At 66.2% G+C, this 11,903-nt stretch carries 11 protein-coding genes; 8 read left to right on the top strand and 3 right to left on the bottom strand.

Annotated features, from left to right (window positions below; translation table 11 throughout):
• Positions 1–20 precede the first annotated feature (20 nt).
• On the bottom strand, positions 21–1,082 hold the full coding sequence (locus HDG33_RS03610; RefSeq protein ID WP_184022628.1) for a DMT family transporter: 1,062 nt from the start codon (positions 1,080–1,082) through the stop codon (positions 21–23).
• A 304-nt stretch (positions 1,083–1,386) separates the two neighbouring features.
• Here HDG33_RS03610 and dapC point away from each other — a divergent pair, with 304 nt between their 5' ends.
• From dapC to cls, 6 genes are all read left to right on the top strand, one after another.
• Entirely contained in the window at positions 1,387–2,607 is a 1,221-nt protein-coding gene (dapC, locus tag HDG33_RS03605; protein WP_184022627.1) for a succinyldiaminopimelate transaminase, read from the top strand.
• Positions 2,608–2,680: 73 nt separating this feature from the next.
• Positions 2,681–3,508 carry a 2,3,4,5-tetrahydropyridine-2,6-dicarboxylate N-succinyltransferase gene (gene dapD / locus HDG33_RS03600; RefSeq protein ID WP_090800603.1) on the top strand — a complete coding sequence of 276 codons (828 nt, stop codon included), beginning with the start codon at positions 2,681–2,683 and terminating at the stop codon, positions 3,506–3,508.
• Positions 3,508–3,873, top strand: coding sequence for an ArsC family reductase (locus HDG33_RS03595; protein WP_018417635.1), 366 nt, complete (start codon positions 3,508–3,510; stop codon positions 3,871–3,873). The genes dapD and HDG33_RS03595 overlap by 1 nt, the downstream gene beginning before the upstream one ends.
• A gap of 141 nt (positions 3,874–4,014) precedes the next feature.
• Entirely contained in the window at positions 4,015–5,154 is a 1,140-nt protein-coding gene (gene dapE / locus HDG33_RS03590) for a succinyl-diaminopimelate desuccinylase (protein WP_184022626.1), read from the top strand.
• Positions 5,155–5,168: 14 nt separating this feature from the next.
• Complete coding sequence (prmB, locus tag HDG33_RS03585; RefSeq protein WP_184022625.1) at positions 5,169–6,053, top strand: 50S ribosomal protein L3 N(5)-glutamine methyltransferase; 885 nt, start codon at positions 5,169–5,171, stop codon at positions 6,051–6,053.
• 201 nt (positions 6,054–6,254) lie between these two features.
• Positions 6,255–7,742, top strand: coding sequence for a cardiolipin synthase (cls, locus tag HDG33_RS03580; protein WP_184022624.1), 1,488 nt, complete (start codon positions 6,255–6,257; stop codon positions 7,740–7,742).
• A 10-nt stretch (positions 7,743–7,752) separates the two neighbouring features.
• On the opposite strand, the gene HDG33_RS03575 is transcribed toward cls, so the two are convergent.
• Positions 7,753–8,232: a glutathione peroxidase gene (locus HDG33_RS03575; protein ID WP_184022623.1), complete on the bottom strand. Its 480-nt coding sequence runs from the start codon at positions 8,230–8,232 to the stop codon at positions 7,753–7,755.
• A gap of 166 nt (positions 8,233–8,398) precedes the next feature.
• Between HDG33_RS03575 and HDG33_RS03570 the strand changes: the two genes are divergently transcribed.
• Both HDG33_RS03570 and HDG33_RS03565 read left to right on the top strand, forming a co-directional pair.
• Positions 8,399–10,354, top strand: a complete 1,956-nt coding sequence (locus HDG33_RS03570; RefSeq protein WP_184022622.1) for an ATP-binding cassette domain-containing protein — start codon at positions 8,399–8,401, stop codon at positions 10,352–10,354.
• A 108-nt stretch (positions 10,355–10,462) separates the two neighbouring features.
• Complete coding sequence (locus HDG33_RS03565; RefSeq protein WP_184022621.1) at positions 10,463–11,518, top strand: CaiB/BaiF CoA-transferase family protein; 1,056 nt, start codon at positions 10,463–10,465, stop codon at positions 11,516–11,518.
• 70 nt (positions 11,519–11,588) lie between these two features.
• On the opposite strand, the gene HDG33_RS03560 is transcribed toward HDG33_RS03565, so the two are convergent.
• The gene (locus HDG33_RS03560; RefSeq protein WP_090800615.1) at positions 11,589–11,867 is read right to left on the bottom strand and encodes a DUF2866 domain-containing protein; all 279 of its coding nucleotides are present in this window, start codon (positions 11,865–11,867) and stop codon (positions 11,589–11,591) included.
• Positions 11,868–11,903: the final 36 nt, after the last annotated feature.

The raw sequence follows: 11,903 nt of genomic DNA, 5'->3' as shown, positions 1-11,903 counted from the left end.
CGCCGGCTAATGAGGGGGAATCATACCATCGCGCGTGGACGATTCTTACCGCCCTTTCGGCGGTCGTTACTGTCGCCGTCAGGGCCGGGTTCGTCACCGCGTTGGTCACCGCGTTTGCTACCGCATTGACCACCGCGTCCATCGTCGCCGCCGGGCCCCTCCGTGTCCCCGATGGCGGGATCGGGCGGCGCCAGTTTCGTCCGATGCACCCAGCTCGACAAGGCCGACGCGAGCACGATGCACGCGCCGCCGGCCCATTCGCGCGGGCCCGGTACTTCGCCGGCGAACAGCCACGCCGACAGCGCCGTCACGACGAGTTCGAACAGCATGATGATCGACGCGCGATTGGCCGGCACGCGCGAGAGCCCGTATTGCACGAGCATGTTGTTCGACGCGAGCAGCAGACCGAGACCGAGCACCAGCAGCGCCGCCGTGCCCAGATGCGCGCCGACGGGCGGCGCGGGCATCGGCTCGAACAGCGACGCGAGCGCGCCGAACAGCGCCGCGCCGCCGAAGATCACCGCGGTGCGCATTTCGGGCTTCATGTCCGGCAGCACGCGGCTCGTCTTCAGGATCAGCACATTGCTCATCGCGAAGCCCATGCCGCCGGCGAGCCCGGCCCATTCGGCGGGATTGCCGGGTACCGGAATGCCGAGACGCGGCGACCATAGCATCGTCATCGCGCCCGCGAGCGACAGCGCGGCCAGCGCCGCGCCCGACCACGTGAGCCGCTCGTGCAGGATGAAATGCGCGAACAGCGCGGTCCACGCGGGCGTCAGATAGAACAGCAGCAGCACGCGCATCACCTGACCGTGGATCGCGCCCCACACGAAGCCGAGATTCGTGACGCCCGCGGCGAGCGCGAGCGCCGGCAGCAGCCAGTGCCACCGCACGGTCTTCAGCGCGCCATTCCGCACGAGCAGCACGAACAGGCAGCCGGTGCCGCTCGTGAGCGCGCTCGCGGCGGTGCCGGTCACCCCGAGCGCGGCCAGCATCCGCAGCGGATACCAGACCATCCCCCAGACCGACGCGCCCAGCATGATCGCGAGCGTCGGCCAGCCGTTGCGAAGCCAGTTGGTCATGGGGCGGGACTCCGACGGGCGTCGTGGGCGGGTCGTATGAGGGTCCAGCCGGCCGTCTCCTGAACTGCTGCGTACATTGCTGCTCCTGCGTATTCTTTTACGCGAACCGTGGCGGATTTCGCGCCGTTCCCGCCGCGGCGCCCCGGTGTGCCGCCTCGCGGATCGCTCCCGCGCCGCGCGCCAGGCTCCCGCCTGGTCCGCGGGCGCGCCACGCTATAATCGTCCGTTCGCCGCCGCCCGCCGGCGCGCGTGCCCGGTTGTCCCGCCATTCGTCCGCGTCCATCCCGATCAGGCCATTTCGTCCGTGAATCCGCTACTCGACTCCCTTCAGCCCTATCCGTTCGAAAAGCTGCGCCTGCTTTTCAAGGACGTCACGCCGCCGGCCGGCCTTGCGCACATCAGCTTCGGCATCGGCGAGCCGAAACATCCAACCCCGCCGCTGATCCGCGACGCCGTCATCGATTCGCTCGGCGGCCTCGCGGCGTATCCGGCCACGCTCGGCTCGGCGCCGCTGCGCGAGTCGATCGCGAAATGGGTCGCGCAACGCTACAACCTGCCGCCGCTCGATCCGCTGACCGAGGTGCTGCCGGTGGCGGGCTCGCGCGAGGCGCTGTTCGCGCTCGCGCAGACGGTGCTCAATCCGCGCCGCGATGCTGACGGCGAGCCTGCGATCGTACTCTGTCCGAACCCGTTCTACCAAATCTACGAAGGCGCGGCGATGCTCGGCGGCGCGCAGCCGTACTTCGTCAACAGCGACCCGGCGCGCAACTTCGCGTGCGACTACTCGGCGGTGCCCGCCGACGTGTGGGCCCGCACGCAACTGCTGTACGTCTGCTCGCCGGGCAACCCGACCGGCGCCGTGCTCACGCTCGACGACTGGCGCGAGCTGTTCGCGCTATCGGACCGCTACGGCTTCGTGATCGCTTCGGACGAGTGCTACTCGGAAATCTATTTCGACGAGTCGAAGCCGCCGCTCGGCGGACTGGAAGCGGCGCACAAGCTCGGACGCGGCTTCGAGCGCCTCGTGATGCTGTCGAGTCTGTCGAAGCGCTCGAACGTGCCGGGCATGCGCTCGGGCTTCGTCGCCGGCGACGCCGCGATTCTCGAGGCATTCCTGCTGTACCGCACGTACCACGGCACGGCGCTGTCGACCGTGTTCCAGAGCGCGAGCGTGGTCGCCTGGAGCGACGAGACACACGTGCGCGAGAACCGCGCGAAGTACCTGCAGAAGTTCGCGACCGTCACGCCGATGCTCGCCGACGTGCTCGACGTGCGCCTGCCCGACGCCGCGTTCTACCTGTGGGCCAACGTCGAGCGCACCGGCCTCACGGACACCGAGTTCGCCCAGCGCCTCTACGCCGACTATAATGTGACGGTTCTGCCGGGCTCGTTCCTCGCGCGCACCGCGCACGGCGTGAACCCCGGCCGCAATTTCGTGCGCCTCGCGCTCGTCGCCGACGTCGACGAATGCACGGCGGGCGCGCAGCGGATCGTCGAATTCTGCCGCTCGCTCAGTGTCAACTGAGTGCAGCCTGAGCCTCGCTCGAGCTACACGGCATCCCCTTCTTCAGACTTCAACCCTTCAGATAATCACGCCTATGTCGCAACAACTTCAGAGCATCATCGATACCGCCTGGGACAACCGCGCCGAACTGTCGCCGAAAGCCGCGCCGGCAGAAGTGCGCGAAGCCGTCGCCCATGCGATCGAGCAACTCGATAAGGGCGCGCTGCGCGTCGCCGAAAAGAAGGACGGCGACTGGGTCGTCAACCAGTGGCTGAAGAAGGCCGTGCTGCTGTCGTTCCGTCTGGAAGACAACGCGCCGATGCCGGCCGGCGGCTACAGCCAGTTCTACGACAAGGTGCCGTCGAAGTTCGCGAACTACACCGCTGAAGACTTCGCCGCCGGCGGCTTCCGCGTGGTGCCGCCCGCGATCGCGCGCCGCGGCTCGTTCATCGCGAAGAACGTCGTGCTGATGCCGTCGTACACCAACATCGGCGCGTACGTCGACGAGGGCACGATGGTCGACACGTGGGCCACCGTCGGCTCGTGCGCGCAGATCGGCAAGAACGTGCACCTGTCGGGCGGCGTCGGCATCGGCGGCGTGCTGGAGCCGCTGCAGGCCAACCCGGTCATCATCGAAGACAACTGCTTCATCGGCGCGCGCTCGGAAGTCGTCGAAGGCGTGATCGTCGAGGAAAACTCGGTGATCTCGATGGGCGTGTACCTCGGCCAGAGCACCAAAATTTACGACCGCGAAACCGGCGCAGTCACGTACGGCCGCATTCCGGCGGGATCGGTCGTGGTGGCGGGCAACCTGCCGTCGAAGGACGGCACGCACAGCCTGTACTGCGCGGTCATCGTCAAGAAGGTCGACGCGAAGACGCGCGCGAAGGTCGGCCTGAACGAGTTGCTGCGAGGCGATTGATGGCGCGCGGCACCAAAACCGTCGTCTACGGCATTCCGAACTGCGACACCGTGAAGAAGGCCCGTGTGTGGCTCGAAGAGCACGGCGTCGAGTTCGAGTTCCACGACTTCAAGAAGGCCGGCGTGACCGAGCCGCTCGTGCAGGACTGGCTCAAGGACGTCAAGCTCGACGCGCTGCTGAACCGCCGCGGCACGACGTGGCGCGCGCTGTCCGACGACATGAAGGCGGCCGCGGAAACGCAGCCGGGCGCGATCGCGCTGATGATCCACAAGCCGTCGGTGATCAAGCGGCCGGTGCTGGTCGTGAACGGGCGGGTGAAGTCGCTCGGCTTTTCGGCGGACGAGTACGCGGCGCTGTTTGTCTGAGCGCGGCGCTGAAGCGCCAGGCTCCAGCACGAGGTAGTCGAACGCGCGGCCTCGCGCCGCGTCGTTCAAAGGCTGTTGCCGGCTGCGGTGCCTCACCGCGAGCCGGCATTTTTTCATTTCAAAGTGGCTTGTACTGAATCCATGTCCGGCACCCTCGCCCTTACCGAACAACTGATCGCGCGCGCGTCCGTCACGCCCGACGATCAGCATTGCCAGCGTCTCCTGATCGAGCGCCTCGCCGCGCTCGGCTTCGAGCACGAGACGATCGAATCCAACGGCGTGACCAACCTGTGGGCCGTCAAACGCGGCGTCGACGGCACGCAAGGCAAGCTGCTCGCGTTCGCCGGCCACACCGACGTGGTACCGACCGGCCCGCTCGAACAGTGGCGCTCGGCGCCGTTCGAGCCGACCCAGCGCGACGGCAGGCTGTACGGCCGCGGCGCGGCGGACATGAAGGCGTCGATCGCCGGCTTCGTCGTCGCGAGCGAGGAGTTCGTCGCCGCGCACCCCGAGCACCGCGGCTCGATCGCGTTCCTGATCACGAGCGACGAGGAAGGCCCCGCCACCGACGGCACCGTCAAGGTCGTCGAAGCACTGCAGCAGCGCGGTGAGCGCATGGACTACTGCATCGTCGGCGAGCCGACCTCGAGCGAGCGTTTCGGCGACATGGTCAAGAACGGCCGGCGCGGCTCGATGTCGGGCAAGCTGATCGTCAAGGGCGTGCAGGGCCATATCGCCTACCCGCATCTGGCGAAGAATCCGGTGCACCTGCTGGCGCCAGCGCTCGCCGAACTCGTCGCCGAGCGCTGGGACGAAGGCAACGAATATTTTCCGCCGACCACCTGGCAGGTGTCGAACCTCCACAGCGGCGCCGGCGCGACCAACGTGATTCCCGGCCACGCGGACGTGATGTTCAACTTCCGCTTCTCGACCGCGAGCACCGTCGAAGGACTGCAAAAGCGCGTGCATGCCATTCTCGACAAACACGGCCTCGAGTACGAACTGCAATGGACCGTGAGCGGCCTGCCATTTCTCACCCCGCGCGGCGAGCTGTCGAGCGCGCTCGCGCAGGCGATCAAGGACGAAACCGGCGTGGACACCGAACTGTCGACCACCGGCGGCACGTCGGACGGCCGCTTCATCGCGCGCATCTGCAAGCAGGTGATCGAGTTCGGTCCGCTGAACGCGAGCATCCACAAGATCGACGAACATATCGAAGTCACCCATATCGAGCCGCTGAAGAACGTGTATCGCCGCGTGCTCGAACAACTGATCGCGTAACCTGGAACTTTGCGATGACGCTTCCTTTTTGCACCGTCCGCGACCTGCTGCGTTATGCAGTGTCGCGTTTTAGCGAGGCCAAACTGTCGTTCGGCCACGGCTCGGCCAATGCCTACGACGAAGCCGCCTATCTGATCCTGCACACGCTGCATTTGCCGCTCGACCTGCTCGAACCGTTTCTCGACGCGCGCCTGACCACGGCCGAAATCGAGGCGGTGCTGAAAGTGATCGAGCGACGCGCCGCCGAACGCGTGCCGGCCGCGTACATCACGCAGGAAGCGTGGATGCACGGCTATCGCTTTTACGTCGACGAGCGCGTGATCGTGCCGCGCTCGTTCATCGGCGAGCTGCTGCAGGACGGCCTGCAGCCGTACGTCGAGGACCCCGAGCAGGTCGGCGCGGTGCTCGAACTGTGCACCGGCTCCGGGTGCCTCGCGATCCTCGCCGCGCACGCGTTCCCGAACGCCGACGTCGACGCGGTCGATCTGTCCGCGCCCGCGCTCGAAGTCGCGACGCGCAATGTGCTGGACTACCACCTCGACGAGCGCATCGCGCTGTTCGAAGGCGATCTGTATGCGCCGCTCGCCGAGCGCCGCTACGATGTGATCATCAGCAATCCGCCGTACGTGAACGCCACGTCGATGCAGGAGCTGCCGGCCGAATACAGGCACGAGCCGGAGATGGCGCTCGCGGGTGGCGCGGACGGCATGGACATCGTGCGACGGATCATTGCCGACGCGCGCAACTGGCTGACCGAAGACGGCGTGCTCGTCATCGAGATCGGCAACGAACGCGAACACGTCGAGGCCGCGTTCGGCGGTCTCGACCTCGTGTGGCTGTCGACCAGCGCCGGCGACGACAACGTGTTTCTGATCCAGGCCAGCGACTTGCCGGTCTGAGTCCGGCATGCTGACCGTTTGATCGTCGTTTCAAGCGCGTTTCTCAGGCAGGGTCACGAGCAATCGCCGCGGCAGCGCGTGGCCTTGCCCGCAACCGCAGCCTGAGCCCGTTGCCCGACGCGTTCGCCGCAGACCACGGAGCGGGCCCGTGCCCGTCTCCGTTTCCTGAACCACGGCGCTTCGCCAACTGTTCGCGAGCTTATGTCATTCGACCTGCTTCACGTCGGCACGCTGGTTGCTGTTGCCCACATTCTCGGCATCATCGCGGCCGCTCACGCGATTCTCCATACCCGCACCTCGCAAGGGGCGATCGCGTGGGCCGTGTCGCTGGTCGCGATGCCTTATCTGACGCTGGTACCCTACCTGTTCCTTGGCCGCAGCAAGTTCGCCGGCTACGCGGACGCGCGCCGCGTCGAGAACGAGCTGCTGCGCACGCGCGCGCATCCGCTGGAGTGGGACACGCAGGCGTCGTCGGCCGGGGTGCCGACGCAGCAGCTCGGCTCGCGGCTCGTGCAGTCGCTGACGCGCCTCGGCGGCATGCCGTTCCTGCCCGGCAATACCGTGCGCACGCTGGTCAACGGCACGGCGACTTTCGAGGCGATCTTCGAGGCGATCGAGAACGCGCGCCGCTATGTGATCGTGCAATTCTTCATCGTGCGCGACGACGCGCTCGGCGACATGCTGAAGGACGCGCTGATCGCCAAAGCCAAACAGGGCGTGCGGGTCTACTTCCTGTATGACAGTATCGGCAGCTTCGATCTGCCGCACCGCTACGTCGCGGCGCTGCGCGCCGCCGGCATCGAGATGCAGCCGTTCGCCACGAACCGCCTCTTCGTCAACCGTCTGCAACTGAATTTCCGCAATCACCGCAAGATCGTGGCGGTCGACGGCGAGCGCGCGTTTGTCGGCGGTCATAACGTCGGGGTCGAATATCTGGGCGCGAAGCCGCCGCTGTCGCCGTGGCGCGATACGCACATCGAAGTGCGTGGTCCGGCGGTCGCAAGCATCCAGTTCGTCTTCATCGAGGACTGGTACTGGGCCACGCAGCAGTTGCCCAAGTTCGACGCGCCGGCCGCGGATTCCGTGACCCCATCCTTCGACCAGCCCGGCGACCACGGCGCCAACGAGCGCGCCGCGAACAACATGCACTGCCTCGTGCTGCCGAGCGGCCCGGCCGACAAGCAGGAAACCTGCTCGCTGTTTTTCGTCGAAGCAATCAACGCGGCACGTGAACGCATCTGGATCACGACGCCCTACCTCGTCCCCGACGAAGCCGTATTCGCTGCGTTGCGCCTCGCTGCGCTGCGCGGCGTCGACGTGCGCATCCTGATTCCGAGCCGGCGCGATCACCTCGTGGTGTTCGCGGCGTCGAAGCTCTATGCGTACGACTCACTGCGCGCGGGAATTCGCATCTTCCGCTATCAGCCGGGCTTCCTGCATCAGAAAGTCGTGCTGATCGACAGCAGCGCGGCCGCGATCGGCAGCGCCAATCTCGACAACCGCTCGTTTCGCCTGAACTTCGAGATCATGGTGCTGACCGTCGACCGCGGCTTCGCGCTCGAAGTCGAGACGATGCTGCTCGACGACTTTGCCGAGTCGCGCGAAATCGACCGCGACGAGTACCACAAGTCGAGCGCGCTGCGACGCATGCTGATGCACGTCGCGCGGCTCTTTTCGCCGATCCTGTAGGCGTGCCCGCTTACAGCAGCGCTTCGATGTCCCCGGTGATCGCCTCGGGCTTGGTCAGCGGCGCATAGCGCTTGACGACGTTGCCGTCGCGGCCGATCAGAAACTTCGTGAAATTCCACTTGATCGCCTCGAGACCGAGCAGTCCCGGCGCCTCGATCGTCAGATAGCGGAACAGCGGGTGCGCGTTCGGACCGTTCACGTCGATCTTGTCGAACATCGGAAACGTCACGCCGTAGTTCTTCTCGCAGAAGCTGCCGATCTGCGCGGCGTCGCCCGGCTCCTGCTTGCCGAACTGGTTGCACGGAAAACCGAGCACCGCGAGCCCGCGCGCCGCGTACGCGTCATACAGTTTCTGCAAGCCCGAGTATTGCGGCGTGAACCCGCATTCGCTCGCGGTATTGACGATCAGCATCACTTTGCCTTCGTACTGCGCGAGACTCGCTTCCTCGCCGCCGAGCGTGCGTGCCGAAAACGAAAAGATCGATGTCATGTGCCCTCCCGTGAAAGCCGTCAGTCTATGCCAAAAGCGCTGCCGATACAGTCGGCCGGATGGCCGATGACCGCTGCGCGCGAAGTGACAGACGGGCAATCGGCGCCGCGCGCCCGGCAACGCGCCGGGCAGTCTAAAATAGCGGTTTTCTTCAGCCGGCCACGTCGTGATCCGCTTCAATCAGTTCAGCCTCGCGCGCGGCACCAAGCCGCTTTTCGACAACACCACGTTCACCTTGAACCCCGGTGAAAAAGCCGGCCTCGTCGGAGCGAACGGCGCGGGCAAGTCGACGCTGTTCGCCGTGCTGCTCGGCGAGCTGCATGCGGACGGCGGCAATTTCTCGATCCCGCCGACCTGGCGCATCGCGCACGTCGCGCAGGAAACGCCCGCCGTCGACAAAACCGCCCTCGCCTACACGCTAGACGGCGACGCCGCGCTGCGCGACATCGAAGCGCGTATCGCTTCGGCCTCCGCGGCGCACGACGGTGCGGCAGAAGCCGAAGCGCACGCTGCGTTCGCCGACGCCGACGGCTACACCGCGCCGGCTCGCGCCGAAGCGTTGCTGCTCGGCCTCGGCTTCACGCTCGACCAGACCCGCGAGCCGGTCAGCAGCTTCTCGGGCGGCTGGCGCATGCGCCTGAATCTGGCGCAGGCGCTGATGTGCCGCTCCGATCTGCTGCTGCTCGACGAACCGACCAACCACCTCGACCTCGACGCGATCGTTTGGCTGGAAGATTGGCTGAATCGCTATGCGGGCACGCTGATCGTGATCTCGCACGACCGCGAGTTTCTCGATTCCGCCTGCAACGTCACGCTGCATCTCGAGAACCAGCAGATCAAACGCTACGGCGGCAACTACTCGCAATTCGAAGTGCTGCGCGCGCAGCAGATCGCGCTGCAACAGAATGCATACGAAAAGCAGCAGCGCACGGTCGCGCATCTGCAGAGCTACATCAACCGCTTCAAGGCGCAGGCCACCAAGGCGCGTCAGGCGCAAAGCCGGGTGAAGGCGCTCGAGAAGATGGAGCTGATCGCGCCCGCGCACGTCGCGTCGCCGTTCACGTTCGAGTTCCGCACTCCCGACTCCGCGCCGAATCCGATGATGGTGATGGAAGACGTGCGCTGCGGCTACCATGCCGAAGACGGCAGCGAGATTCCAATCGTCGAGCGCGTGATGCTGTCGATCCAGAATGGTCAGCGCATCGGCCTGCTCGGCGCGAACGGCCAGGGCAAGTCGACGCTGATCAAGACGCTCGCGGGCACGCTCGAACCGTTGAGCGGCCACGTACGCGAAGGCAAGGGTCTGCGCATCGGCTACTTCGCGCAGCATCAGCTCGAAACGCTGCGTCCGGACGACACCCCGTTGCAGCACCTCGCGCGTCTCGCGCCCGATACGCGCGAGCAGGAGCTGCGCGACTTCCTCGGCAGCTTCAACTTTTCCGGCGACATGGCGACCGCGAAGATCGCGCCGTTCTCGGGCGGCGAGAAGGCACGCCTCGCGCTCGCGCTGATCATCTGGCAAAAGCCGAACCTGCTGCTGCTCGACGAGCCGACCAACCACCTCGACCTCGAAACGCGCCACGCGCTGACGATGGCGCTCGCGCAATTCGAAGGCACGCTGATCCTGGTCTCGCACGACCGGCATCTGCTGCGCGCGACGACCGATCAGTTCATGCTGGTCGCGAAGCATCGTCTGCAGGAATTCGACGGCGATCTCGACGACTACCGCGACTGGCTGCTGCAGCATGCGGCCGAGCAGCGCGCCGCGCTGAAGGCCAATGCTTCCGGTGCGTCGGACGCAGCGTCCAACGGCGCGGCAAGTAGCGACAGCAACGTCAATCGCAAGGAACAGCGCCGCCTCGAAGCGGAAACGCGGCAGAAGCTCGCGCATCTGAAGAAGCCGCTGCAAAGCCGCATCGCGAAAATCGAAAAGGAAATGGACGCACTCAACACGGAGAAAGCGACGCTCGATACATTCGTCGCCGATCCCGCGAGTTACGAACCGGAGCAGAAGAGCAAGCTGACGGAGGCGATCCGCCGTCAGGCAGACGTGAACGCGCGCCTCGACACGCTCGAAGCCGAATGGCTCGAGACGCACGAGGAACTCGAACAGATCGGCTAGCGGCACCGCGCCGGCATCCACGGGAGCTTGGCTTTGTCATTTGCGAATTCATCGTCCGGGTTATCGGCCCCAGAATCCGTAGCTGCATCGGCAGCCGATGCGCCGCCGTTGCAAGGACTGCGCGTGCTCGACCTCACGCGTCTGCTGCCGGGTCCGGTGGCCGCGCTGCGCCTCGCCGAGCTCGGCGCCGATGTGCTGAAGATCGAGGCGCCCGGCGCGGGCGACCCGACTCGCACGATGATGCAGTCGTCGAGCGATCGTGTCGCGGGCCGACCCGGCGCGTTTTACCGGATGGTCAATCGCGGCAAGCGCGAGACGCGCCTCGACCTCAAGTCCGAAGCAGGACACCAGGTGCTGCGCGCACTCGCGGCTGAAGCCGACGTGCTGATCGAGAGCTTCCGGCCCGGCGTGATGGAGCGGCTCGGCCTCGGCTACGCGACGCTCAGCGCAGCCAATCCGCGGCTCGTCTATTGCGCGATCAGCGGATATGGCGCGAGCGGTCCGTTCGCGGACCATGCCGGCCACGATCTGAATTACATCGGCTATGCAGGCGTGCTCGATCAACTGGCGAACCGCGACGGTGCGCCGATCCTGCCGAACTTCCAGATCGCCGATCTGCTCGGCGGCGCATTGAGCGCGGTCACGCAGATTCTCGCCGCGCTCTGGCATGTCGCGCGAGGCGGCGCGGGCCGCTTCGTCGATGTATCGATGACGCACACGAGCCATGCGCACAACTTCGTCGCGCAGGTGTCGCTCGTCAACGAAGGTGCGGCGCCCGCCGCGGGCAGTGGTCTGTTGAACGGCGGCGTGCCCTGCTACAACCTCTACCGCACCAGCGATGAACGCTGGCTCGCGGTCGGCGCGCTCGAATTGAAGTTCTGGGAAACGCTGTGCATGGCGCTCGATCGGCCGGAATGGGCGACGCGTCACTGGAGCCTGGGTCAGGCGATCGGCGGTCCCGATGCCGTGGCACTCATTCAGGAAGTCGCCAATCTGATTGCGACGCGCACGCTCGGCGAATGGGTGGAATCGCTGGAATCGCTCGATTGCTGCGTGTCGCCGGTGCTAACGCCCGCTGAAGCGGCGCAGCATCCGCTGTTCAATCCGCACGCGTATGCGGCGGTGGCCGCGAGCGCCGCCGACTCACACGACGACGGGGCCTGATGCGCGTGGCGCAGCCGCGACGCGGGCGCAATGAAGATCAAGGCCCGGTCAATCGAAACACCCGCCGCCGTCAACGCCGCGTCGGCGTCTGCCTCGGCAGCGTTTGCCGCGGCGACTTTTCGTCGTCGTACAGCAGGTGCTTGCGGCCTTCCACATGGCGGCTGATCGTGGCACGCACTTCGGCGGCCGTTACGTCTTCGGCCACCACCCGCCGCGAGATCTGGCCCGCGGTGTCGATCCACTCGACGATCCGGCAAGCGCCGCCCCACGGCTGATGAATCGGTGCGGAGACCCGGCAGCCGCGCACCTGGATGTTATGGTGGGCAGCGGTTTCACGAGACTGTTTCAAGGCGCGATCCTTTTTCGAGCATCAGACGGGATGCAT

The sequence above is a fragment of the Paraburkholderia sp. Cpub6 genome (assembly GCF_014201065.1).
Classification (GTDB): domain Bacteria; phylum Pseudomonadota; class Gammaproteobacteria; order Burkholderiales; family Burkholderiaceae; genus Paraburkholderia; species Paraburkholderia tuberum.
This window is presented reverse-complemented; position numbering and strand designations above follow the sequence as displayed.